Source organism: Aquirufa rosea, assembly GCF_004118285.1.
GTDB lineage: Bacteria > Bacteroidota > Bacteroidia > Cytophagales > Spirosomataceae > Aquirufa > Aquirufa rosea.
Genome location: NZ_SDHY01000003.1, coordinates 1 through 25,639, shown reverse-complemented (window position 1 = coordinate 25,639; position 25,639 = coordinate 1). Strand labels below are relative to the sequence as shown.

General features: G+C 37.6%; 20 protein-coding genes. 12 read left to right on the top strand and 8 right to left on the bottom strand.

The genetic code is table 11. From position 1 onward, the window contains the following. Positions 1–42 precede the first annotated feature (42 nt). Entirely contained in the window at positions 43–501 is a 459-nt protein-coding gene (locus tag ESB04_RS05300) for a DUF1569 domain-containing protein (RefSeq protein WP_129026690.1), read from the top strand. 1 nt (position 502) lies between these two features. Here ESB04_RS05300 and ESB04_RS05295 read toward each other — a convergent pair whose 3' ends face one another. Beyond that, a complete protein-coding gene (locus tag ESB04_RS05295; protein WP_129026689.1) occupies positions 503–940 on the bottom strand; it encodes an Lcl domain-containing protein in 438 nt (145 codons plus the stop codon). 443 nt (positions 941–1,383) lie between these two features. Here ESB04_RS05295 and ESB04_RS05290 point away from each other — a divergent pair, with 443 nt between their 5' ends. From ESB04_RS05290 to ESB04_RS05275, 4 genes are read left to right on the top strand one after another with little or no spacing between them, the layout of a single operon-like run. Further along, on the top strand, positions 1,384–2,145 hold the full coding sequence (locus ESB04_RS05290) for a hypothetical protein (protein WP_129026688.1): 762 nt from the start codon (positions 1,384–1,386) through the stop codon (positions 2,143–2,145). A 21-nt stretch (positions 2,146–2,166) separates the two neighbouring features. Continuing rightward, positions 2,167–5,460, top strand: coding sequence for a tetratricopeptide repeat protein (locus ESB04_RS05285; protein WP_129026687.1), 3,294 nt, complete (start codon positions 2,167–2,169; stop codon positions 5,458–5,460). Then, positions 5,461–7,140 (top strand): hypothetical protein, encoded by a 1,680-nt coding sequence (locus ESB04_RS05280; protein ID WP_129026686.1) that lies wholly within the window; start codon positions 5,461–5,463, stop codon positions 7,138–7,140. Positions 7,141–7,173: 33 nt separating this feature from the next. Further along, positions 7,174–8,199: an NAD(P)H-dependent glycerol-3-phosphate dehydrogenase gene (locus ESB04_RS05275; RefSeq protein WP_129026685.1), complete on the top strand. Its 1,026-nt coding sequence runs from the start codon at positions 7,174–7,176 to the stop codon at positions 8,197–8,199. Here the strand turns inward: ESB04_RS05275 and ESB04_RS05270 are convergent, their stop codons facing one another. The 5 genes from ESB04_RS05270 to ESB04_RS05250 form a co-directional block, all read right to left on the bottom strand. Then, positions 8,200–8,592 (bottom strand): HIT family protein, encoded by a 393-nt coding sequence (locus tag ESB04_RS05270; protein ID WP_129026684.1) that lies wholly within the window; start codon positions 8,590–8,592, stop codon positions 8,200–8,202. 1 nt (position 8,593) lies between these two features. Beyond that, positions 8,594–10,555, bottom strand: a complete 1,962-nt coding sequence (locus ESB04_RS05265) for a KUP/HAK/KT family potassium transporter (protein ID WP_235832178.1) — start codon at positions 10,553–10,555, stop codon at positions 8,594–8,596. Between the two features lie 328 nt (positions 10,556–10,883). Then, positions 10,884–11,744 carry a dienelactone hydrolase family protein gene (locus ESB04_RS05260; protein ID WP_129026682.1) on the bottom strand — a complete coding sequence of 287 codons (861 nt, stop codon included), beginning with the start codon at positions 11,742–11,744 and terminating at the stop codon, positions 10,884–10,886. Positions 11,745–11,788: 44 nt separating this feature from the next. Beyond that, entirely contained in the window at positions 11,789–13,162 is a 1,374-nt protein-coding gene (locus tag ESB04_RS05255) for a monooxygenase (protein ID WP_129026681.1), read from the bottom strand. Continuing rightward, positions 13,159–13,854: an AlbA family DNA-binding domain-containing protein gene (locus ESB04_RS05250; RefSeq protein WP_129026680.1), complete on the bottom strand. Its 696-nt coding sequence runs from the start codon at positions 13,852–13,854 to the stop codon at positions 13,159–13,161. The genes ESB04_RS05255 and ESB04_RS05250 overlap by 4 nt, the downstream gene beginning before the upstream one ends. 126 nt (positions 13,855–13,980) lie before the next feature. Here ESB04_RS05250 and ESB04_RS05245 point away from each other — a divergent pair, with 126 nt between their 5' ends. From ESB04_RS05245 to ESB04_RS05235, 3 genes are read left to right on the top strand one after another with little or no spacing between them, the layout of a single operon-like run. Then, entirely contained in the window at positions 13,981–14,673 is a 693-nt protein-coding gene (locus tag ESB04_RS05245) for a phosphoadenylyl-sulfate reductase (RefSeq protein ID WP_129026679.1), read from the top strand. Positions 14,674–14,689: 16 nt separating this feature from the next. Then, the gene (gene cysD, locus ESB04_RS05240; RefSeq protein ID WP_129027032.1) at positions 14,690–15,610 is read left to right on the top strand and encodes a sulfate adenylyltransferase subunit CysD; all 921 of its coding nucleotides are present in this window, start codon (positions 14,690–14,692) and stop codon (positions 15,608–15,610) included. A 17-nt stretch (positions 15,611–15,627) separates the two neighbouring features. Continuing rightward, complete coding sequence (locus ESB04_RS05235) at positions 15,628–16,878, top strand: sulfate adenylyltransferase subunit 1 (RefSeq protein ID WP_129026678.1); 1,251 nt, start codon at positions 15,628–15,630, stop codon at positions 16,876–16,878. A 2-nt stretch (positions 16,879–16,880) separates the two neighbouring features. Here ESB04_RS05235 and ESB04_RS05230 read toward each other — a convergent pair whose 3' ends face one another. After that, positions 16,881–17,312 carry a sterol desaturase family protein gene (locus tag ESB04_RS05230; RefSeq protein ID WP_235832177.1) on the bottom strand — a complete coding sequence of 144 codons (432 nt, stop codon included), beginning with the start codon at positions 17,310–17,312 and terminating at the stop codon, positions 16,881–16,883. Between the two features lie 130 nt (positions 17,313–17,442). Between ESB04_RS05230 and ESB04_RS05225 the strand changes: the two genes are divergently transcribed. Genes ESB04_RS05225 through ESB04_RS05210 form a run of 4 tightly spaced genes read left to right on the top strand, consistent with a single transcriptional unit; the run spans position 17,443 to position 23,342 of the window. Then, a complete protein-coding gene (locus ESB04_RS05225) occupies positions 17,443–20,067 on the top strand; it encodes a valine--tRNA ligase (RefSeq protein WP_129026677.1) in 2,625 nt (874 codons plus the stop codon). Then, positions 20,068–21,105, top strand: coding sequence for a gliding motility protein GldB-related protein (locus tag ESB04_RS05220; protein WP_129026676.1), 1,038 nt, complete (start codon positions 20,068–20,070; stop codon positions 21,103–21,105). A gap of 4 nt (positions 21,106–21,109) precedes the next feature. After that, complete coding sequence (locus ESB04_RS05215; RefSeq protein WP_129026675.1) at positions 21,110–22,909, top strand: ABC transporter ATP-binding protein; 1,800 nt, start codon at positions 21,110–21,112, stop codon at positions 22,907–22,909. 4 nt (positions 22,910–22,913) lie between these two features. After that, a complete protein-coding gene (locus ESB04_RS05210; RefSeq protein WP_129026674.1) occupies positions 22,914–23,342 on the top strand; it encodes a Fur family transcriptional regulator in 429 nt (142 codons plus the stop codon). Here ESB04_RS05210 and ESB04_RS05205 read toward each other — a convergent pair. Beyond that, positions 23,339–24,784, bottom strand: coding sequence for a Kelch repeat-containing protein (locus ESB04_RS05205; protein WP_129026673.1), 1,446 nt, complete (start codon positions 24,782–24,784; stop codon positions 23,339–23,341). The genes ESB04_RS05210 and ESB04_RS05205 overlap by 4 nt on opposite strands. Positions 24,785–25,639 lie beyond the last annotated feature (855 nt).

Sequence of the window (25,639 nt, the reverse complement as noted above, 5' to 3'; positions counted from 1 at the left end):
ATATGTATAAAAAATTAATATTAATACGATAAACATATTCTTATGGCATTCCCATCTATTTTCGTACCTGAAACCACTGAAAAAATCTTCAAAAGAATTGATGCATTGGATGCCCAAAGTCAAGGTCTTTGGGGAAAGATGAATGTGGCCCAAATGTTGGCACATCTATGTGTTCCTTATGAACAAATTATGGGAGAAAATACAGAACAATCTCCTTGGTATATTCGTATTCTTGTACAGATTTTTCTCAAAAGAACTTTAACCAATGAAGTACCTTACAAGAAAAATTCTCCCACTGCCCCCGCTTTTCTTAAAGTAGATACCCACGAGTTTGAGAAAGAGAAAGCCCGACTTAAAAACTACATCAAGGAAATTGAAAAAATGGGAGCTGAAAAACTTTGTTCCATACCCTCGCTTAGCTTAGGCATTCTGAAGGAAAAAGAATGGAACAATATGCTATATAAGCACCTAGACCACCACTTAAGGCAATTTGGAGTATAACTTAAAACGTCCGGACTGCCAAAACCCGCATACTAAGACGCTTGAAGTAATGAGTCTGCATTCCCGTATTGAGATTATGAGTCACCGCATGCTGTTGATCTATCTCGGTAGATGTCCAGTACCAGGCCGACTTTAATATATTATTGGACTTCATTTTTTTGAAATTCAATTTTTGATGAATCAACTCAAACTCTTCCTGGGTAGGTAATCGCCAATCATCAAATCCATTCAAACTTAGATTTTCACATGCAGCTATAGCTTGGTTATAATCAAACTGACCTACATCCTTAGTCGTGGCGATCAATCCATGATTTTCTTTTTCAAAAATGACATAGCCTCCCCATTTTTCCTGAGGTGCTCTAACATTAGCCCTTTGGGCCAAACTAACTACATTACTGCTTATAAAAATGACTAAAATTATTAGAATCCTACTGTACATATACCCGATTTTCCCTTCAAAGTTCTAAAATATTTCCTACAATCATTTCATCCCGAAAGGAAATACATAGATTTTCTTAAGGATCATTTACTCTTCAATACAAGTCCAATTATACAAATTTTATATCCTTTGGTCTATTTATATTGGAAATAAGCTCCAAAAGCCGTATTTTGAAGTAATTTTATGTTGACCTAAACAAAAACCCAAATAACTATTGCTTTGCCTTATACTTGATGGGTAATTCGAGTGGGTAATTGGAAAAGTACTTGTCTGCCTAATTTATTTTCAAAGATAATTACACCCTAAAGCCCTAAGATTTTCCCTTTCCAATGGGGCGTATAAAATCAGGAAGTCTCATAAAAAATATGTGGAACTTGCCTACGTTTTAATGACTAAACGTTAATACGTGAATAACCCAGCATGCATTGTTAGCCAAATTGATTATGTCTATACAAATAGAAGAACATACTACTTTAGATGAAATTGTTTTTCAACATAGGAATCAAGCCTATGGAGCTTTTCAATTAAGGCGTAATTACTCTTCTACCCTTTTCAAATCCATGGTGAAAGGGGCAGCCATATTTACCGTCGGGATACTACTTATATTTTGTTACCACTTATGGCTAGAAGCCAACCAAGATAAAAGCGAATTAAGCAGAGAAGTAACGGCAGAAGTCATGCGATTAGCTCCTCCACCCCCAGTAAAAAAACATGAGGAATTAGTCCCACCACCTCCCAAAGAAATTCCCAAGGTAACTACTACCAAATTTTTACCCCCGGAAATCAGACCAGATGATGATCCAGACCCAGTGGTTCGACCGCCTGAACAAGATAAGATTAAGGGTAATCCAGGACGTATAGATGCTCTTGGAGACGTAACGGAAGGTCAAGCGGATGGACCCGAAATAGAACCCAATCCACCTATACCAGCTTTTCCTATGAACAACGGAATTTGGGAGTGGCCATCAGGTAAAAGCCTGCAAAGCTTAATTCCTGGTGGTTCTACTGCTTGTTCCATCGACTTTAAAATTAAAATTAAAGCAGATGGTACAGTCAAAGAAATCCAAGCCAATAGTGATTGTGAAAGCAATGTTGAGGGAATATTAACTAATTTTTTCAAGACCCACCGCTTTGTTCTGCAAGGCACCCAAAAGGTAGGTTCTGCCATAGCTGTTACTTCAAAAAAAGAATATATTTTGAACTAACGTCAGTATTTGATAATTGACATGATAAAGGCATATAAATCAGCCCCTTTCTTTACTTATTTTTTTCTATTCTTATACCTAGGAATTGGTGCTTTGTTGCCTCAAAAGGGTATTTCTCAAGATTCTAATATCAACAAAAGTGCCTCTGAGCAATTTAGAGTAGCTAAAGAATATTTCAATGCTGCCAATTATGCGGCAGCCCGCATGGAGTTCTCCCGTTTTTTAGAAAAAAATGCCAAGGACTTTGACCGAAACTCAAATGAGATCGTTGATGCCGAATTTTTTATTGTTTTATGCGATTTCTACATTAATACTTCACGAGCTAAAGTGGCAGTAGAACGTTTTATTGCCAACCACCCTTCCAGTTTAAAAACCTCCATTTTGGTCAAAGAAATTGGTAGCTACCTTTATAAAGCTGGACAATACCAAGAGGCAATCCAGTACATTGAACAACGTGTTTCAATTTTAGATCCTGAAATCAGATTTCAATTGGCTATTTGTTATTTGCAAGTTGGACTTCAAACCAAAGCCTTAAGCTTATTTGAATTATTGAGTAACGATGATAATGAATCGGTAGCATATGCGGCCTCCTATTACTCGGGTTTGTTGAAACTCAATCTAAAACAATATTCTGCTGCTATTTTTGATCTTAAAAAAGCCGATGAAGCAGCCTTTCATTTGGCCCAAATTCCCCTATCAGATTCCGTTTGGGTAAAAATTAAACGACAAATTCCTACGATGATTACCCAAGCCTATTACCAAATGGGCCGAGAAAAATATGCGGATTTAATCGCCTATGCAGAACCTATCGTACTTCATGACACGAGACCTGTAGATAAATCAGACATCGCTAAACTATTGGGAGATATCTACTTTAATCAAGGCAATTTTTCAAAGTCGGCCGAACTATATGCCCAATTTCAAGCGCTGAATGAAAAGAAAAAATCCATTTATCAATCGAACGAAGTTGACCTTTCCTTGAAACAAGCTTTTTCATTATTTAAGTCGACCCAGTATGCTGCTAGTGAAAAGCTATACCAACAAATCGCTCAAACTCAAAGTTTGTCTGACTCCTTGAGTCAATTGATTAATTACCAAATAGGAATGGCTCAATTCCACCAAAACCAATTAGATTCTGCCAGAAAAAATCTGACCAAAGCCTGGGAAATCAATTGGAATAAAGCTTTGGCAGAAGATGCCCTTTATAACCAACTTATTTGCCTTGAAAACCAGGGCTTGTTTGACGAATTATTGTCAAAAACAAAAATCTATTTACAACACTATCCTATGGGCAAACACACGAATTCTCTGAATACGTTGATCGTCCATGCCATCCAAGAGTCTAGTACACAAGCATCAGGTATATTTCAAGTAAAGGAATATTTCACCTTTAATACCCTTGCCACAGAAGATTTCAAAAAAGCTTACCAAGAAAGAGCTTATTTCCTAGCCAATGAATTGCTTAACCAAAATAAAGCTACTGAGCAAAGCGATTTAATCTTGAATTTAATTGAAGAGGTGAAAGCTTATCCTTACAACGGGCAGTTGGTTTATTTGGCCAAGGTTTTGCAGGCTGAAACATATGGCATTTTGGCCCAGTCTTACATGACCAAGAAAAATCGTTCCCTCAACAAGGAAGAAGAAAAAGTGTATCAATTTTACTTGAATCAAGTAGTTCAAATTTATTCAGGCATCCATCAAATTCCCGTACCTGAGAATCCTGGAAGACAATTAAGTATCGATAGTTTATCGCTGGCCTTTCAAATTAAATCTGCCTTATTGAATACCTTAATCGACTTAAAACAACAAAGACCTCTTCAGCTCAGTTTAGCCACATATTTGTTTCAATCACCCAAAGCCAATGCTGAAACTAGAAGAAAGGTCATTGAAGTCTGGAAATACAATGCCACTCAAGAATCCAGTGAATACCAAGAAAATGTCATTTTAAGTCAAGCTATTCCATTTTTGGAGAAGGCTTATGAAAAGGCTAATGCTTCAGAAAAAGAGATCTTTTTGTGGGATAAAATCAAAATTTTAGAAAAGCTGAGACGCTATGAGGATGTTAGCGATTTGTATGGAAAATTTTTAAAAGAATTCCCTAATTCACCTAACAAGGAACTTGCTACCTTAAACCAATGGATTAGCCTATATCAAAAAGGAGGAAGAGAAAATTTATATCAGGCCATCAATGGCTTTACTCAAATTTTACAAAATAATTCCAAAAACTCATCGAACTACAAAAGAGCGCTGGACTTCCGTTCACAGTCTTATGATAAACTCTCCATTTTATCCCAAGGGGAAGAACTGATGAATTGGGGTAGATTGGCTATTCAAGATAAGGAGGAACAATTGGCTAGCAATACGGGTGATACCTTGCGAGTAAGTGTGGTCAATAAGTTAAAAAACTTGTACAAGCGATTGAACTTGGAGGTGGAATGGGTTAAAAAACATTACCAAGAATATGGAGGTGAAGAGAAGTTTTGGGAAGATTGCATGGAACTTTTCCAAAATAAACGTTGGGATGTAGCCCGAACTACCTTCTTGGAATTCCAAAAAATCTACCCTAATTCGACCAACAGTAATGCCTTACTTAAAAATATTGCTGCATGTTCTGATAGCTTAGGAGACGTCAATCAAGCTATAGCCAATTACCAGGAAATTCTACAGAAAAAAGATAAATTTAAAGCTACCGAGGTCATAGCTGCGGCAAAACGCTCGGGCGAATTAGCTTGGTCAAGCCATCAAGCAGACCTTGCCATTCAAGCCTTCCAATTCATCAAATCTTATACGAAGGTTAGTCGTCATCAAAAAATGGCGAATGAGAATTTAGTCAATATTTATCTAGCAAATAATCAATTGGACTCTTTGTATCAACTAACAGCCACTTGGAGTGATTTGTATGAAGTAGATGAAAAAAATACTTGGTATCAGAAATTCTTACAAATATCTGAAGAGGCCCACCAAGGAGAACTGGCCAAAAAATGGCTACAACGAATTAGTGAGAATAACTTTGGGAGTCCCATTGTAGGACAAATTGTGTTGGGGGCAGAGGCCGAGTTGAAGCTGGCCCAGATATTATTCCAAGAAAAGAAACATTCAGAATTAGATGAATTATTAGATAAGACATTAATCAGAAAAGTAGTTCCTACGAACATAAGAACTAAAAAGACTTATTTCAGAGCATTACTTTTGTATGCAGATAATCTGATGGCATTGGACCAAAAAGACAAAGCCATGGGATATTATACGGCATTAGCCCAAAACATGACCAAAGAAAACGATGTCAGAAAACAAGCTAAAAGCCGATTAAGATAGATGGAAACGACCATGATAAATAATTACCAACGATATATATTCTTATTCATCGCCTTTATCTTGCAGGTGCCAGTTGCCCTTTCGCAAGAAGTGGATACCATTCGAATTAATCGTGAAATAAATTTAGGTGAACTAAAACTTTCTCAGCAAAGAATTCAATTACCCAATTTTAGCGACAAAAAAACTAATCAAAAACCTGTGGAGGTTCCATTGTCTTGGAATGGCAAAGAAGAACATCAACTTACTTGGACTAAAATTAATCCGAGAGAGGGAGAAGTGTTTGTAAATGATTCCTTGAATAACAATGTGATTCGGGTAGGTGCAGGAAGTTATGGTTACACCTATTTGAACTTAAATCTCAATAAGGCGGATCAAAGACTAGGGGTTTACCTGTCTCATGATGCTTATGCCGAAGGACCAGTTGCCGATATATTTTCTCGGAAAAAATCGAACAACGTCAAAGTATGGAGCAGATCTAGAGCAGATAGCAAATTGGACTTAGAAACACATTTAGCCTTTAGTCAGCTGGGATCTAACTATTACGGATTTGAAGCAAACCAGAAAATACCCAGTTTTAGGGATCAGCGTTTAGTGTATGATATCTATAATTTCTATGGGAAATTTGGCACCAATTTACCAAAGTCCAATTTTGATTTTAATGCTAGTTTGGATGTCTCTCGCATATCTAAGTTTGACGAAGTCAGCGAGATAACCAGCAATGGATCATTTTACTCGAAGATTAAATTAAAATCTAATTCCTTTATCAATATTAGTGGGGAAATGATTTTGTCAGAATATAAAACTCAGGGGCTTACTTTGACCAGAAGTTTTTCCCGAATTCGACCTTTTTATACCTTCTCCAATTACTTTGTGACGGTATCAGCAGGTGCCCATTTTCTGCAGGAAACTACAGACGGACCAGAACCAGCCAATTCCAGTTTTTATCCTCAGTTTTTAATCGACTTTTCCAGCTTAGATTACATCCATTTCTTTGCTGGTTTGGGCGGAGACGTTCAATTTAACACCTTTGCAAATTATGTCAGACAAAACCCTTGGATGGCATCCAGCATACTGTTAAAAAACTCTTCCCAAGTAGGGAATCTATATGCCGGTATTAAAGGAACTAACCGTACGGATAAAGATAAAGCAGGGGACATCGACTTTGAATTTAAAATTGCCTATTCTGAGTACACTGATTTACCCATTATTTCCAATGCCTCCAGTGACCCAACCCAGTTTGTGATGAGCTATGTAGGAGGTTTAAAAAAGGTGCAAGTCACCACTTTCTCTGGAAACTTTGATTTGCAAATCAGTCGTTCTATCAAAAGCGCAGTCAGGTTTAACTATGATAATTATGATTCTTTGGGCGACTTGGAAAAAGCATTTCACCGGCCAGCTTGGAAAGTAAATTGGGTTGGTACTATTTTGTTAGGAAATAAACTTTCCATTATTCCGACCATCGAATACATGAATGGTCTATACGCTTGGAGTCCAAGTGCAGCTAAGGTAGTGGCTATGAATGAGATTTTCGATTTAAATTGTCATGTCAACTTTACCTTCAATCAAAAAGTAGGTTTAGGCCTCAATTTGAACAATTTGCTGAATAGAAATTTTCAGCGCTACTTGAACTACCCTAGTCTAGGATATAATTTCGGTGGAGTACTTACCTATTCGTTCTAATCAGATATCATATTTTAGCCATAAATTTGCAGTATGAGTCAAATCGAAGAACTGAAGAAAAAAATTCCCACACAAATTGCTGTGTTAGGTGGAGGTAGTTGGGCCACGGCCTTGGTCAAGATTTTATCTGAAAACCAAGTAAAAATTAAGTGGTGGATACGCAGAAAATCGGATGTTGACTTCATTCGTAAATATAATCATAACCCCAGCTACCTAACTGATGTGGCTATCAATCCAAGAAAAGTTAAGACCTACCATAAAATGTCTGACGCCTTGCACGGAGTTGAATACATCATTTTAGCAGTTCCTGCAGCATTTATTCCTAGCACATTAAAAGACCTAAATAAAAAGCACTTTGAAGGCAGAAAAGTGGTTTCTGCCATCAAGGGGATGATTCCTGAAGAAAATCTACTGGTAACAGATTGGATTGAGCGAGCATTTAATTTACCCTTGGGACAAACCTGCGTCATTGCTGGGCCATGTCATGCGGAAGAGGTTGCTTTGGAAAAACAATCCTATTTGACCATTGCCTCTCCCAACATAGCTTTAGCTCAATCTTTCTCCAATTTACTGAATAGCAGATTTTTGCAATCCCATGCCATTGATGATTTATATGGAGTGGAATATTGCGCCGTTATCAAAAACATCATCGCCATGGCATGTGGTATCACGCGCGGACTAGGATTTGGAGATAATTTTCAGGCGGTATTGGTTAGTAATGCCATGCAAGAAATTAAAATCTTTTTAGATGCGGTTTATCCTGAGGCGAATCGGGACTTAAATAGCTCTGGCTATTTAGGGGATTTATTGGTAACTGCCTATTCTCAATTTTCCAGGAATAGAACATTTGGGAACATGATAGGCCGAGGATACTCTGTCAAATCAGCTCAGATTGAAATGAACATGATTGCTGAAGGGTATTATGCTGTACGAAGTATTTATCATATTTCAAGACAACATCATATACAATTACCTATCATAGAGGCCGTATATGCCATCGTTTATGAAAAGGCCAATCCTCAGGCTGAGATGAATAAATTAAAGACCTTTTTAAAATAATTACAAAAAGGAACGAATCAATTCCGCTGTTTTAGCGAGTGACTCCTGACTAACTTGCAATTTGGCTTGAGTAAAGTTCAAGTCATTGGCTGTATTCATGGGCACTAAATGTACGTGAGCATGCGGCACCTCCAAACCTATAACAGCTACTCCAATTCTTTTGCATGGAATTGCCTTACGTATCGCAGGGGCAACGGTTTGAGCAAATTGCATGATACCGCCCAATTGATCTGGAGACAAATCAAAGATGTAATCTATTTCTTGTTTAGGAACCACCAAGACATGCCCTTCCACCAAAGGCATGACGTCCAAAAAAGCTAGAAATTGCTCATTTTCTGCAATTTTATGGCAAGGGATTTCACCTGAAATAATTCTACTGAATATCGTGCTCATATTAATCTACGCGTCTCAAATTACATTTTGAAATAGGTTTAATAATCAACGGTACTTTTTCCAATTTCACCGCATCACTATCTAAACCAAACCATTTATCTTCTGAATTCATAAACTGTTTCAAGAAGAAATAAAACTTCATCACCAGTCGGTCCATCAAAGGTAATTCATTATCAAATGAAAGAAATTTCTCCAAAACCACAAAGCGGAAATCACCAATGACATTTTGTTCATTCAATGACTTATAACGGGAGGTGATATCCACTTCTCCCCTGGCCACCATTTCTTCTACCACTTTCCTAAAATATAAATTAATCCGCTGTTCCACCCGGAAACCTAATTTGAAATTCACCTTAATGATGTCATCAGGTTCGATTACCGTCACCTTGTAGTCCATGGTATAAGGTTCATCCAAAGTATCCACATGTACAAACCAATAGATATCGGCACGTTTCGGCCGTCTTTGAAAGATGGAATAAATAATCTTGGATTCGATATCGGAAACTCGACCGGCATTGGACATAAATACCAAGTGGGTGGCATATTTTGGAATAGTTTCATCTCGGCTTAATTCCTTCAATGGCTCCACATAATCCGCCAATTTCTCATATTCAGTCAAATCTTTTTTGATACGAGTAGCGCGGAACCAAACATACATCACTAATAAAATGATGCCGGCAATGAATAAAGACACATAACCACCATGCGAAAACTTCTGCAAGTTGGCTACTAAAAAAGCTCCCTCCAGAGAAATATAAACCACCAAAAACAGAAGTATCCACCACATGTCAATTTTCTTGATATGTAGGTAATAAGCCATCAAGGAGGTCGTCATGAGCATAGTCAAGGTAATCGCTAAACCATAGGCAGCCTCCATATTAGAAGATTCTTTGAACCATAGTACTACGCCTACACAACCCAACCATAAAAAGATGTTGATGGAAGGAACGTACAATTGACCCTTTTGATCAGATGGATAGATCAACCGTACTTTAGGCCAAAAGTTTAAACGAATAGCTTCTGAAATGAGAGTAAAAGAACCTGAAATCAAAGCCTGACTGGCAATTACGGCAGCTGCCGTGGCAATACAAATTCCAGTAAATAGAAACTCTCTTGGAAGTAATTCGAATATCGGTTTTCTTCCTGCCAACAACATGCCTTGATGGTGCAATAACCATGCTCCTTGTCCAAAATACTGAAGTAATAAAGCAATCTTAACAAAAACCCAGCTGATACGGATATTATCTCTTCCACAGTGCCCTAAATCCGAATACAAAGCCTCGGCTCCAGTAGTACATAAAAACACTGCACCTAATGTCCAAAAACCGGCTGTTCCTGCTTGATGTGATGTCAACAATTCCCAGGCATAATGTGGAGAAACCGCTCTCAAGATACTCCAATCATTTTCTATCCAAAGTAATCCCGTTACGGCCAACATACTGAACCATAATAACATGATAGGACCAAATAATTTACCTACTACCTTGGTGCCTAGTATTTGAAAAATAAATAAACCCGTTAAAATCACCAATACGATGGGTACAGTGTCTGTTACATAGGGCAAACCTTCCTTGGTTTTTAGCATTTTCAATCCCTCTACGGCAGAAGAAACTGAAATGGGAGGTGTAATGATACCATCCGCCAGCAAAGTGGCACCTCCTATGATGGCAGGAAGAGTAAGCCATTTGGCATGGCGACGAACCAATGCAAATAACGCAAATATTCCTCCCTCCCCTTTATTGTCTGCACGGAGAATTAATACGACATATTTTAAAGTAGTTTGAAGTGTCAACGTCCAAAATATACAAGACAATCCGCCCAAGATCATAAGCTCATTGATAGGGTCATTTCCTATGATGGCTTGCATTACATACAACGGCGATGTCCCAATATCTCCGTAGATGATACCCATGGCCACGAGCAGTCCAGCTGCAGTAGCCGTGTTTTTGTGTTTTTGTTCCATTATGAATTGCGGGAGCGTAAAATTATTACCAAGCGAAACTGTTTATCGTAAGAATGCAATTAATGCAAAAAATTGTACTATTTATTGCTGTTTTCTTGAAATATTTCAAGAAGCGGCTGCAAATATACCTTCAATTTTGATATAAAAAATAGCAATTTTTCTTTTTCTTAATGTGGAGTTAAAAAATTGATTTACAGCACCTAAATAAGCTTAAAAACCCTCGGAAAAATGAAATTTATACTCCCAAACTTACTAATTATTCGTATAAAGAAATCCTCATTCATTTATTTATTGAAAGAGGGAGACCATCGCCTCCCTCTGTGCCTTTTTATTTTAAAATTTGATCAAATAGTCCCATGGTTCTAGTCCAGGCTAATTTAGCCACTTCGGCATTGTACCTGGCAGGAGAGGAATCATTGTTAAAAGCATGCTGCGCACCTTCATACACAAATAGCTGATAATCCTTTTTATTACTTTTTAGGGCCTCCTCAAAAGCTGGGATACCAGCATTGATTCTTTCATCCATACCAGCATAGTGCAACATAAGCTTCGCTTTTATCTTGGGAACATCTGCTACCTCGGCTTGCCTACCATAATAAGCCACTGCCGCATTTAATTCTGGATCCATCACAGCCATGGAATTCACCATGCCTCCACCCCAGCAAAAACCAACTACACCCGTTTTCTTATTACTATTTTTCAAGCCACGAAGATAATCGAGTCCACTTTTAATGTTTTCTAAATTCTGAACCACATCCAATTTGACAAATAAAGCTCTTCCTTCGTCTTCATTATTTGGGGTGCCACCAAAAGGAGATAGTGCATCGATACCCAGGGCGATATATCCTGCTTTGGCAATTCTCCTGGTAACATCCTTGATATGTGGAGTTAATCCACGATTTTCATGAATCACTAATACAGCACCTAATTTACCTTTGGCCAATTTAGGTTGTACTAAATAACCTTTCATGGTGCAGTTTTTGGAAGGATATGATATTTCCTCCATCAGTAAATCGGCATCTTGAACAGATACCTGGTTGGCCATAGCATAATTGCCTTCCAATAAGGGTAAAATAGCCAGAGCAGCTGCAGTTCCTCCAGCCAGTTTACTCAACTTGGCTAAAAATACTTCCCTTTTCAAGGGTTTATGTGTGTACTCATCAAACAGGTCAATAATTTTCTGATCCATACATATTAAATTAAACGAGTGAATAAATTAAATGAGGCTCTGTTTTAAAGTTCATAGTAATATCCAAAAATGATATTCATTTCATCCTCAGAAGTGAGTCCGAAACGAATAGTGCGATTGGTATTGTTATCATAGGTCACCACAGATGTTAATCCTTCACCAGCCTTCAGCTCAATGACCTTGGTAAAATTAATCACAGCTGGATGAGCCCAATCGGTGCTTTCATAGATTACTTCACCATTTCTCGATCCACCTTTGATTTTGATTTGGAATAGCTTTCCCCATTGGTGAGTATGAGAGGTCAATGAAACTATAGCCACAGGCTTATCAAATATAAAATCCTTAGTTACTATCGTCTTTTGATTGGGGGGCAAGGTCAGATTAGTCTGATTAAAATCAATCATTTTTACGACCTTTTTCACCTGATCAGCCTTTACCGTATATAGATTGACATAATTTTCACCAAAAATCACCTCGTTGGTTTTATTGAAATAATGAGGGTTTAGATCAATGGAACTGTTGGCTGGGAGCATTAGAGCCGTACCTTCTGGAAAGGTATAATCTGAGTTAGGATCAGTGCCTCCACCCAAGAAAATGTGATTTTGCATTTGCAGAAATGTAAAGACATTAATGCTATTATCACTATTTCTTAAATCCCTAATTTCATTCAAGTTCGGCAGAGATTGCTTATTCTCAAAATCATACAAAACCATATGATGACTATTAGGCCTTGATTTCAACTTTATCCGAGAGATATAAATAGGTGCGGTATTATTGAGAGGTTTGCGAACAAACAATTCCCGTTCAAAATTAGGCGCAACGGAAAACTTATCAATTTTCAATTGCAAACCTTCTTTCCCCTCTGCGGAAGGTTCTGCTAATGGACTAAAGTCTGAGCTTGGAACATAGCTTGGTGTGGTGTCATCCAACAATTTAGCATCAGCCACCTCACCCTTTTCTGGAGCTCCTGCTTCTATCCAATTTTGAATGAATTTTAATTGTCCAACCGACAGAGGTTTACCCCCCAATGGCATGGGAACTCCATAATCTACGCTAGAATGATGGGCGGCATCCCAGTTTAATTTGTGGTATAATAAGCTTTGAGCCGATTGGTATTTAGTGACGCGTAATATTTTATTTGCTTGAGCATTGGGATTTTTGGCGCTTACTCCCACAAGTTGCGCATAAGAACTGGATTTAGCCAAAACCAAGCCATGCTGAGCATATGATGGGTCTGTAGCGGATAAATGACATCCAGCAGTGGCACAAGAGGGGGTAAAAATACGGTCTTGAATTAAATCAAAAGAAGAAGTAGCAGTACTGGTTGGTTTAGTAGTCTGATCAGGTTCAAGAGCCTGCTTGGTACATGCGACCAAAGACACTATCAAAACCAGCATTCCTAATACGATTTTTTTCATCTCAGTGTATAAATATCGTGCATTTCACCTGGTAGTATACGTAAAACCCTAGCCAAAACCAGAAGGACTAATTTCCTAGATGCTAGCCATAGGGGTATTGATTGCTTCTCTGCAAACAAAGCTAATGTAATCTGTTGATTTTCATGCAAATATTCCATCAACCACTTTTCGGAATTTCCAAAACTAAAGCGAACTCCCTCCTCATTTTCTCTCCGTAAAATTTGCCTCATTTCTTTACTAGCCTGCACCGTACGATCTTTAATACGAACATAGCACTTCGGCTGGGAATCATCATCCAGCTGCACCAAGTGAGGTTTGTCAATACTTGGTAGTACATGATAAACTAAAATAGCTCTTTGAGAGTCAATTTCGACCCGATAATTGGTGTATGAAAAAACAGGAAAACAATATTTTTCAATTGCCTTTTCCAACAGATATTGCTCCTCATCCACAAATTTCACACCTTGCACTTGACCTTCATCGCCTACGCCTACCAGGAGGATTCCCCCGTCAGTATTCGCAAAGGCCACCATTTCCTTGATAATTTTTTCAGGAAATTTGACCTTCATTTTGAATTCTAATTGTTGCCCCTCACCCTGCTTAACTAGATTCTTGATCGACCTCAAATCCAGCAAAGGCGATTTTTCATCCTCTAATCCATCATTCCATACTATCTCAGAGCCGTGCAACATTCTAAAATTTTTATGTTGAATTTACAAAAGATTTGCAGGCCACAACTCAGAGAGCAATAATTCTTTTTTTAATTAAAGTATATTAATTCAATAGACATTATGTATTTTTGTCAAAAATTTGAGTGCATGGATATTTTAAACGTAGAAAACAGCTTAGTAAATTTATCTTTAGAAGAACGGCTACAAGCGATTATTCAATTATTTCCTAAGGATAAATTGGTATTTTCTACATCTTTTGGACAAGAGGATCAGGCTATTTTGTATGCTATAGCTACTCAGTCATTAGGCATTCAGATTTTCACATTAGACACCGGAAGGCAGTTTCAGGAAAGCTACGAATTGATGGATTTAAGTATTAATAAATATGCAGTCTCCATAGATACCTATTTCCCAAAAACCGAATCCGTAGAAAAATTGGTCAAAGAAAAAGGATTCAACTCTTTTTATAGTTCGGTTGATAATCGCAAGGAGTGCTGTTTTATTCGAAAAATAGAACCTTTAAATCGCGCGTTACAAGGTGCAAAAGTTTGGATAACTGGTTTACGTGCAGAACAATCTGATAATCGGGCAAATATGCCCATGATTGAATGGGATGAGCAGCGACAATTATTCAAAATAAATCCCTTGATTGATTGGACATTTGAACAGTTAACAGCATACTTGAACCAACATAAAATACCGCAAAACCCTTTGCATAAGAAAGGATTTGTATCGATAGGCTGTGCCCCATGCACCCGAGCCATTACCGAAGGAGAGCATCCAAGAGCAGGAAGATGGTGGTGGGAAAATTCGCAAAAAGAATGTGGATTGCATGCCTAATTTATTTGTAATTACCATGACAGATTCAACCATTAAAGACAAAATAGGCCAATTTCCCAGAAGACTGGAAGATGAATCTATTTATATCATGCGTGAAGTAGCCGCTCAGTTTGAAAGACCGGCACTTTTATTTTCGGGAGGAAAAGACTCCATCACTCTGGTTAGATTAGCACAAAAAGCATTTTTCCCAGGAAAAATACCTTTTCCTTTGGTACACATAGATACGGGGCATAATTTTCCGGAGACCATCGAGTTTAGAGATTGGTTAGCTAAAGAAACGGGCGCAGAATTAATTGTTAGATACGTTCAAGATTCCATCGATCAAGGTAAAGTCAAAGAAGAGACGGGCAAATATGCTTCCAGAAATGTACTTCAGACCGTAACACTTTTGGATACCATCGAGGAATTCAAATTTGATGCATGTATCGGAGGGGCAAGACGAGACGAGGAAAAGGCCAGAGCCAAAGAACGTATTTTCTCCGTTCGCGATGATTTTGGACAATGGGATGCCAAAAGGCAAAGACCGGAATTGTTTGATATGTTAAATGGCCGCATTGCCATCGGTGAAAATGTGCGCGTTTTCCCTATTTCCAATTGGACTGAACTAGACGTTTGGAATTATATTAAAGAAGAAAAAATGGAAATCCCGAGCATTTATTTTTCTCATCAGCGACAAGTGATTGAGCGAGATGGCATGTTATGGGCAGATTCTGAGTACTTAAATAAAGAGGCCGATGAAATTCCGTTTGAGGCTACTGTTCGTTTCAGAACAGTAGGTGATATGACCTGTACAGCTGCCGTTGAATCAGAAGCCGCTGAAATTGACATCATAATCGAGGAAATTCTATCAGCAGAAATTTCAGAAAGAGGAGCTAGAATTGATGACAAGCGTTCGGAAGCTGCCATGGAAAAAAGAAAACAACAGGGGTATTTTTAATTGGAGAGATAAGGAATATGGATATTTTACGCATAGCTACAGCAGGATCTGTCGATGATGGCAAAAGCACGTTAATTGGCCGATTATTATACGAAACCAACTCCATCACGAAGGATAAAATAGAGGCATTGGAAAGTGCTTCCAAAAGAAAAGGATTAGACTTTTTAGATCTTTCTTTGCTTACAGACGGCTTAATCGCGGAAAGAGAACAAGGTATCACCATTGATGTGGCACATATTTATTTCTCCACACCCAGCCGAAAATATATCATAGCGGATACACCTGGCCATGTGGAATACACTCGTAACATGGTTACCGGCGCTTCCAATGCTAAAGTATCTTTGATTTTGGTAGATGCCCGTCAAGGGGTAGTGGAACAAACTGCACGCCATTTATCCATTGCAGCCCTTCTTCGTATCCCTAAGGTGATCATTTGTGTGAATAAAATGGATTTAGTCCAATATGACGAATCCAAATTTGAAGCCATTAAAGCTAGTTTGGGTTCATTAGTGGCACAAACTACCTTTGAAGGGCAAGCTGTAAGTTATTTGCCCATTTCTTCGTTATTCGGACAAAATATCACCAAGCCTACTGACAAGATGCCTTGGTACCAAGGAAATACACTTTTGGGAGAATTAGAAGCTTTCGAGTTTGCAGAGAGTTTAGCCCATGCACCTGCGCGTTTCCCTGTTCAGTGGGTGATTCGCCCAAAGACAGAAGAATATCATGATTACCGTGGATATGCCGGAAAAGTAAGTTCTGGTACATTTAAAGTAGGAGATGTTATTCGCGCTTTACCAACAGGTCAGGAAAGTACCATTGCTTCCATTGAAAAATTTGGCGAGCAACTGCAGCAAGCGGTGGCAGGTGATTCTGTCGTGATCACTTTGACTACCGACGTAGATATTTCGAGAGGTAATTCTATCGTACTTGCCTCTGACAAAGAGGCTCCCCTCTTAAAAGATTTTGCTGCTCATATTTGTTGGCTCGACCATCAGGCATTAAGTCCCGGAAAAACCTACCTATTACAACACGGAGTACATCAGACAAAAGCCAAAATTTCACAAATCACGGAGAAATTAGACGTGGTAGCACAAACTTCCACACATGAAGTAGATTCCTTGAAATTAAATGAAATTGGTGGTATTCAGTTGAGAACTGCCCAAGCTATTGTGGCAGATGCCTATGCAGAAAACCCTGCCAATGGAGCCTTTATTTTGATTGATGAATTTTCGAACTCAACCGTTGGAGTGGGTTTTATTAAATAAAGCTATTCGTATTTTTTAGGGGCGTACAAGAATCCAAAAGCTTCTGCGCCTTCTTTTTCATGTACTTCATGATGCACATAATGTGCTTTTATCAGGCGTTTTAAATAGCGATTTTGAGCTTTGAACTTGATTTTTATTCGTCGGTGAACGATTACGTCATGAAAAACAAAATAACATAATCCATAAGTTGCAATACCTAATCCAATCCAAAGCAAGGCCCGATATTCTTCAATTTCGGCACCCAGGATGATGGTTAGGGTGGATAATATTCCAAAAATTACCGAAAATAAATCATTCTTTTCTAAGACATTTTTATGATGCACATGGTGCGACTGATGCCAGGTCCACATCCAACCATGCATGATGTATTTGTGCGTAAACCAAGCCAGGGCTTCCATCAAAATAAATGTCCCAAGCCAAAGCAAAATTTCCATACTTTTTCTTTTAAATCGAAACCCAAATTACATTGAATTGTTTTAAAATACCACCTTCCTCTTTAAGCTAAATCAATTATCTTTGTAGGCTATAATAAATCCGTACAGAAAACGGAATCCCCATTCGTTTATGATTGACAAAAATTACGCCCCGCAAGAAATAGAACAAAAATGGTATGCCTATTGGTTGGAAAATAAGCTTTTTGCTTCCAAACCTGATCCCAACAAGGAGGCTTATACCATCGTCATTCCTCCTCCCAATGTTACGGGAGTTTTGCACATGGGTCATATGTTAAATAACACCATCCAAGATGTCTTGATTAGAAAAGCACGAATGGAGGGAAAAGAGGCATGTTGGGTTCCGGGAACGGACCATGCCTCCATTGCCACGGAAGCAAAAGTTGTGGCAATGCTCAAAGAAAAAGGAATAGAAAAGAAAGATATTAGTCGAGAGGAATTCCTGAAATATGCCTTTGAATGGAAGGATAAATATGGTGGAATCATACTAGATCAGTTAAAAAAATTAGGAGCTTCCTGTGATTGGGATCGTACAAGATTCACCATGGAGCCTAAATTATATGAGGCGGTCATTGATACTTTTGTGCGTTTATACAATAAGGGTTTAATTTACCGTGGCGTAAGAATGGTCAATTGGGATCCTCAGGGCAAAACCGCCCTATCTGATGAGGAAGTTATTTATAAGGATGTTCAGGCAAAATTATACCATATCCAATACCCTTTAGTGGATGGAACAGGGCATGTAACTATTGCCACGACTCGTCCGGAAACCATCATGGCCGATGCTGCTATCTGCGTGAATCCATCGGATGAGCGTTACCTATCCCTGCATGGCAAAAAAGTGTTTATTCCATTGATCAATCGAGAAATCAGTATTATTCCGGATGATTATGTAAGCACAGACTTTGGAACAGGTTGTCTAAAAGTAACACCAGCCCATGATTTGAATGATTACGAACTGGGTATCAAGCACAAATTACCTGTCATTGACATCATTGATGACAATGGAAGCCTAAACGAAAAAGCCGTATTATTCGTTGGGCTAGATCGTTTTGAAGCTAGAAAACGTATTGTTAAACAATTGACAGAAGAAGGCTATTTAGTACATACAGAAGAATATAAATCTACGGTAGGTACTTCCGAGAGAACAGGTGCTGTAATAGAACCTAAATTATCCTTACAGTGGTTCTTGAAAATGGAGGAAATGGCGAAACCAGCTTTAGAAAATGTCATGAATGACAACATACAGCTGCATCCTGCCAAATTCAAAAACACGTACCGTTCTTGGATGGAAAATGTGCACGATTGGTGTATTTCTCGTCAGTTATGGTGGGGTCAACAAATCCCTGCATTTTATCTACAAGACGGCACCTTGATTGTGGCCAAAGATAAAAAAGAAGCCTTGAGAATTGCTCGGGACAAATACCAATTATTTGCTTTGGTGGAGGATGATTTAAGCCAAGATCCTGATGTTCTGGACACCTGGTTCTCATCATGGCTATGGCCAATTTCGGTATTTGACGGAATAGAAAACCCTGAAAATGAAGACATTAAATATTACTACCCAACCAATGATTTGGTAACGGGTCCGGATATTTTATTCTTTTGGGTCGCTCGAATGATCATGGCTGGTTATGAATGGAGAGGTGAGTTACCCTTTAAAAATGTTTATTTAACAGGTATCGTTAGGGATAAGCAGGGAAGAAAAATGTCTAAATCATTAGGGAACTCTCCGGATCCTTTGGACTTAATTGAAAAGTTTGGTGCCGATGGGGTGCGTTCAGGTCTTTTATTTTCTGCACCTGCGGGTAACGATTTATTGTTTGATGAAAAACTTTGTGAACAAGGAAGAAACTTCTCCAATAAAATATGGAATGCGTTTCGCCTTTTGAAAGGACTGGATCTTATTCAGGCAGCTTCCTTGCCAGAACATCAACTAGCTACTCAGTGGTTTGAATCCAAATTATCTCAAACCATCATTGACGTTCAGGATCACTTTTCTAAATTCAGAATTTCAGATGCCCTATTAAGTATTTACAATTTAGTGTGGGATGATTATTGTGGGAAATACTTAGAAATCATCAAACCGCCTTATCAAAGTCCCATTGAATCAGATACTTTGTCGTCTGCCTTGAGTCTCTTTGATCAGTTGATGCGTTTGTTACATCCATATATGCCATTTATCACTGAAGAAATTTGGCAAAATATGGAGAATAGAGCTGAGGGAATCAGTATATGTCGATCTGAATTTCCACAAGCAAAAAGTATAGACTCTTCTTTGGTTGCACAATTTGATGTGTTATTTGAAATCATTACGAAGATCAGAGAAATCAGAAACAGCAAGCAATTATCTCCGAAATTAGCCTTGACTCTTTGCATCAAAACTGAGCAGCCTTCGGCTTATGTAGCTATACAGGCTATTTTGGTAAAACTGGCCAATTTGGAGTCTATTCAGTTTATTCAGGAGCCAATGGCAGAGGCACAATCATTTGTGGTAAAATCAGACCAATATTTTGTTCCATTAGAAAGCAATGAGGATCCGGCTGTATTGCGAGCAGAATCTGAAAAAGAGCTTTCTTATTTAGAAGGATTCAAAAAATCTGTAGAAGCTAAATTAGCCAATGAAAAATTTGTTCAAAATGCTAAAGCCGATTTAGTAGAAAGAGAAAGGCAAAAATTGGCTGATGCTGAGAATAAAATTAAGTCCTTAAAAGAATTGTTAGCCCGCTTAAGCTAAATGAATAACTTTCGAAGTATTTGTGGATATGTAGGAATAATCATTCTACTTTTTTCTTTGGGTTCCTGCGATTCAAAGGAAGAAAAAGCCGCAGCTCCTAAGGTGTTAACTAAGATTAGTTTAGACATTCAACGACTAGATCGAAGCATTGCGGATTGTCGAAATGAAAAGCAGATTGATAGTATCCTCCAAAAATACCCTGAAGTGATGGAAGCGTATTTCGGGGCTTCTGTAAAACGCTCTCCGGAACTTGCAAAAAACTTGTATATACTATTTCAAAATCCAGCTTTGCGTAAGTTTTATGAACAAAGTCAACAAGAAACCTTTTTTGGAAGTCAGGTTTTAGAAAAAGAATTGCAAGCTGCTTTTCAAGAGGTAAAGAATGAATTTCCTCAAGCTAAAATCCCGAAAGTTCGCACCGTTTTTACAGGCTTTGGTGCCATTGGTAAATTTAAAAGTCAACATGTCATTGTCAGTGATAGCTTAATTGTGATTGGTTTAGATTATTTCATGGGAAAAAAAGGTATGTATTTACCCCAAGATGCCTATGATTATCAGTTGAGGAGATTAGAACCTCGTGCTCTAATTGGGCAAGTTTTACTGTTGTATTCCAATTTTTTTAACCGACATGTCGCACAAAACGCCACCATGTTGAGTGATATGATTTGGTATGGAAAAAGTTATGCCTTTGCTAAAAAAATGGCTCCAGCACTTGCTGACACTTTGCTCTTTGGCTATACCAACAAAGAATTAACCGAGTCAGAGATGTTTCAACAAGAAATTTGGGAACATTTCATTGATCAATCCTTGTTGTACAAACAGGATGAATTTACCAAAGCTAAATATCTGGGAGAGAGACCTAAGACCATTGAAATAGGACCGGCATGTCCAGGGTCCATTGGTCGCTGGTTAGGATGGAAAATCATTGAAGCCTATCAAACAAATCACCCGAATGAAAGTTTGGCAGAGGTAATGGCAAAACCAGATGCCAACCAATTATTCCAGGCCTCAGGATATAGAGGCAAAGCGAAAGAATAAATATATGGCCAAGAGACACGAGAAATTTGGTGAAGGTGCTGACCCCAAAGATGCTAGAAAAATTAACAAAGAGGGTATTCGTAAAGCATTAAGAATTTACAAATTCATTCTCCCATACAAATGGACATTTATAACAGGAATGTTTTTTTTGTTTTTTTCCAATTTGACCACTTTAAGTTTCCCCTTGTTGATTGGTGAAATGACCAAAGTGATGGAAGGGAAATCTAACTTCACAATCAACCAGGTTACAATCTTTTTCTTTTTGATCTTGGTAATTCAAGCCATTTTATCCTTTTTCCGAATCTACACTTTTGCACAAGTATCAGAGAAAGCCATGAGAGATGTGCGATTGAACCTTTATTCTAAAATCATCACATTACCCATATTTCAATTTGAAAAAAGACGTGTAGGTGAAATGATGAGTAGGATTACTTCGGATATCACCCAACTTCAAGATGTACTTTCCATCACATTAGCTGAATTCTTTAGGCAAATATTCACCTTGGTTGGTGGTATCGCATTAATCACGTATTTATCCTGGAAATTGACCTTGTTCATGTTGGCCACATTCCCGGTATTAGTAATTGCTGCATTGGTTTTTGGTCGATTTATCCGTAAGGTGTCCAAAAAATCCCAAGACGAGTTGGCATCCACCAATATCATCGTAGAAGAAACATTCCAATCCATTCAAGCGGTAAAATCGTTTACCAATGAAAAATGGGAAGTCAATCGCTATGTGAATTCTCTCAATCGGGTGGTGGAACAATCATTAAAGGCGGCAACCTTCCGTGGAGGTTTTGTCAGTTTCATCATATTTGCCTTGTTTGGCGGCATTGTGGGGGTGGTTTGGTACGGTGCTCAACTAGTGGCATCAGGTGATTTGATTTTGGCAGAGTTATTGACCTTTATTTTTTATACTGCCTTTATTGGAGGCTCTGTAGGGGGCTTAGGAGATATTTATGCACAATTGCAAAAAACGATTGGGGCTTCAGAGAGGATATTAGAAATCATGGATGACCCATCTGAGATTAATATCCAACATGAACAAAAGATGGATATTCCATTTGGCAAAATAGAGATAAAAGATGTGCATTTCACTTATCCAAGTAGACCCAATGTTCCTATTTTGAAAGGAATTAATTTCACGATTGAACCTGGGGAAAAAGTAGCAATAGTAGGGAGTTCTGGGACAGGTAAATCTACATTAGTGCAGTTATTTATGCGTTTTTATGAACCAAATTCAGGTAAAATTTTATTGGGAGAAACTGATATTCAATCTTATGATGTAAGTGATTGGAGAAAGTTGGTGGCATTAGTACCTCAAGAAGTTTTATTATTTGGAGGAAGCATTCGGGAAAACATTGCATACGGTAAACCAGATGCCACTTTTGAGGAAATTTCTAAGGCCGCGGAATTGGCCTTTGCCAAACAATTCATAGAATCCTTCCCTGAAAAATGGGATACTTTGGTGGGAGAAAGAGGAGTAAAATTATCTGGAGGTCAAAGGCAGCGAATTGCCATTGCTCGAGCTATCTTGAAGAACCCAAAGTTTTTACTGCTAGACGAGGCTACTAGTGCCTTAGATTCTGAATCGGAAAAATGGGTGCAATCTGCTTTGGAGGAATTGATGAAAAATAGAACTAGCTTGATTATAGCACATCGACTTTCCACTATTCGCACGGCTGATAAAATATTGGTGATGCAAGAGGGGCAAATTGTGGAAACTGGAAATCACGAGGAATTGATGAATCGGAAGGATGGAATTTATCAAAAAATGGTCAAATTGCAATCAGATCTAATTTAAATACATGGAGCAGTCATCACTCAGTTTATCCGACTTTGATCTCCGTCCCACTCCATGTAGGCGGGAAGTACTTAGTTTATTACAATCCCATGAATACGCTTTGAGTCAAAGTGATATTGAACAAGAATTAAGTAGTCAGTTTGATCGAGTTACGGTATATAGAACTTTAAAGACCTTTTTAAATCAGGGATTAATTCATAAAGTATTGGATGATATAGGTGGCACTAAATACGCTCTCTGTAAAGAATTATGCCACCAAGGTGGTCATGTACATCAGCATGACCACGTTCACTTCAAATGTGACCAATGTGGTCAAACTACTTGTTTGGAATTGGTACATATACCAGCCATCAATTTACCGAAGAATTTCATCAAGAAAGAAAGCAATTTACTTATTCAGGGAATTTGTAATCTTTGTAATAATCCTTCTTAATCCTTTAATTTCTTACGTAATATTTCTAGACAGTTAGAGTTTATTTTGTAGCGTTTCTGCCTTCGGTCATCCTCTGAGTTGATCCTAACAATGGTGTTTTTTTCCCCCGTCAATAAAGTAAGCGTTTGATTAATTTGATTGATGATGGCACTTCGACGATAACGTTGCGTATCAAATGCCAAATTATCAATTTCTAATATTCGGTTCACCTCCTCAATGGCCATACCTCCTGATTGTTGGCTATCCATTATAGACTTTAACAATAGCAGTGAAGAATTTTCCAACTCAAGCTTTGATTCTTGTAAAGCAGTATACCTCGGTTCTTTTTTTCCCTTACTCAGTTTCAAGTTTTTCGTAAAAATTAAAAGCAATGCGACAAGACTAAAAAGGATTAAGCCATAAAACCAATCCGTTTTATACCAAGGTAAATCATTTAAAAAACCGATAAACCTGGCATTTTTTGCGAGGTCATCAAAATTAATTAATATAAAGCTGTTAGAGGAATTCGTATTCTGATTTTGTAGAACAGTGAGTACCCAAGGGCCATTTTTGAAAACAGTGGTATTAGTTACTTGAATAGAGCGCAAATCTATTCTTGAATATTTCAGCTCTAAATCATCATAAGAAAATACCTCTAAAGTCCTGGGATTAATAAAATAGTATTTATGAATTCCATTTGTATTATTGGGAGATTCAAATACAAAATACTTCCCAGTAAAAAAAAGATATTGTCTATCTTCATAACTATACTCCTCGAGTATTTTAGAAATTTCAGGATGTGTTACTTCTCCTAATTTTTTCCATGATTTAGTAAAAAAAGAAAACTGATATATTGAGTTGTCAAGTTTCAATTTACCATATTCATGATTTACATCCGTGTGGTAATTAGAAAAAGTTACAAGCACATCTTTTTCGGGAATAAAACTAACAAAACCATGATATATCCCTTCAGGAGATTCTCCATAAGAATTTACGGCTTCCCATTCTTTGGTTTTCTTATCAAAATATATCAAGTGGTTATTGGTTCTCCAAAAGCCATATCCACCAATGGAATAAACCAAATCTCCTCTAAAGAATCGATATGAAGAACAATTATCACCTCGGTAATAGGTCTCATCCTGACGTTTTAATTGAAAACTAGTAAGGTCTACAACATATATCTGATTAGTACATTCTTGAAAAATATGTAAGCGATTAGTATTCTTTTTTTGAATAATAGTAAACTCTCCTGTTTTCATTAAATCAGGATGATAAGAGGAATCAGCTAACAGGCTATGATAATAAACCCAATTAGAATTAGAATCAAGGCGAGCAATTTCTTTTTTTATTAAATCAATTCGATAGGCTTTCTTATCCTTTGGATTCAGATAGTATACATATTGATTTGCCCAAAGCAAAAGTGGTAATAATAGGAAAGATAAAATGAACCCAGCAACTTTCATACAGTAAAAGTATTAAAATAAGAGTAATTGCATGGGAAGTAAGGGTGCAATAGGTGTGGATTTAAAAAAAATAAACTAGTTAAAATCTAGAAATAATTCGAATATGGTTTCCTTTTAAAAAAAACACAGGAAAATTAAAATCCTTTCCCTCAAACAATTCTTTTCAGCTATTATCTAGGATTTTCTTTTTTTAACAAAAAAAGAAATGCCATAAGATTTAAATACTCAGAATAATTAAAATTTTTAGCCTCTAACTTTTCTTTTCATCCAGTACCTAGAATTTTCTTTTTTTAGCAAAAAAAGAAATACCTAAAGAAGTGCTTTGAAGTGATGTTAGTCTAAAACAATAAGTCATTTGTTGGAATTAAAAATTCCAATTATCTGTCATTCGACATGTGACCCTACGGAACATGTCGAACAGCTTTATTAAAATACGTTAACCAATGATAAATTAGGATATATTTACATGAGTGTATCTGCTACCAGCGGTTAATCCCGACGAAAGATGGCAACGGAGCATGAGCGAAGCGGCAGGCGCATTTTTGACCCCTGCGCTGGACTTAGCCAAGCGTCAAAAATTAAAGCCGTATGCGGAGTGAACATCGGTTCCGCAACGCGGAATTTGTGTTGGATTAACTGTATTAAAATAAGTTTTTTGTTTCTTTTTTCTCCCAAAAAAGAAATACCTAAAGAAGAGCTATGAAGTGATGTTATTCTAAAATAATAAGTCATTTAATGGAATTACAAATTCCAATTATCTGTCATTCGACATGACCCTACGGAACATGTCCAACAGCAGATTTTAAACGATAATTGTTTGATGGAAATCTCCATTCCATTAGGGCATAAAAAAAG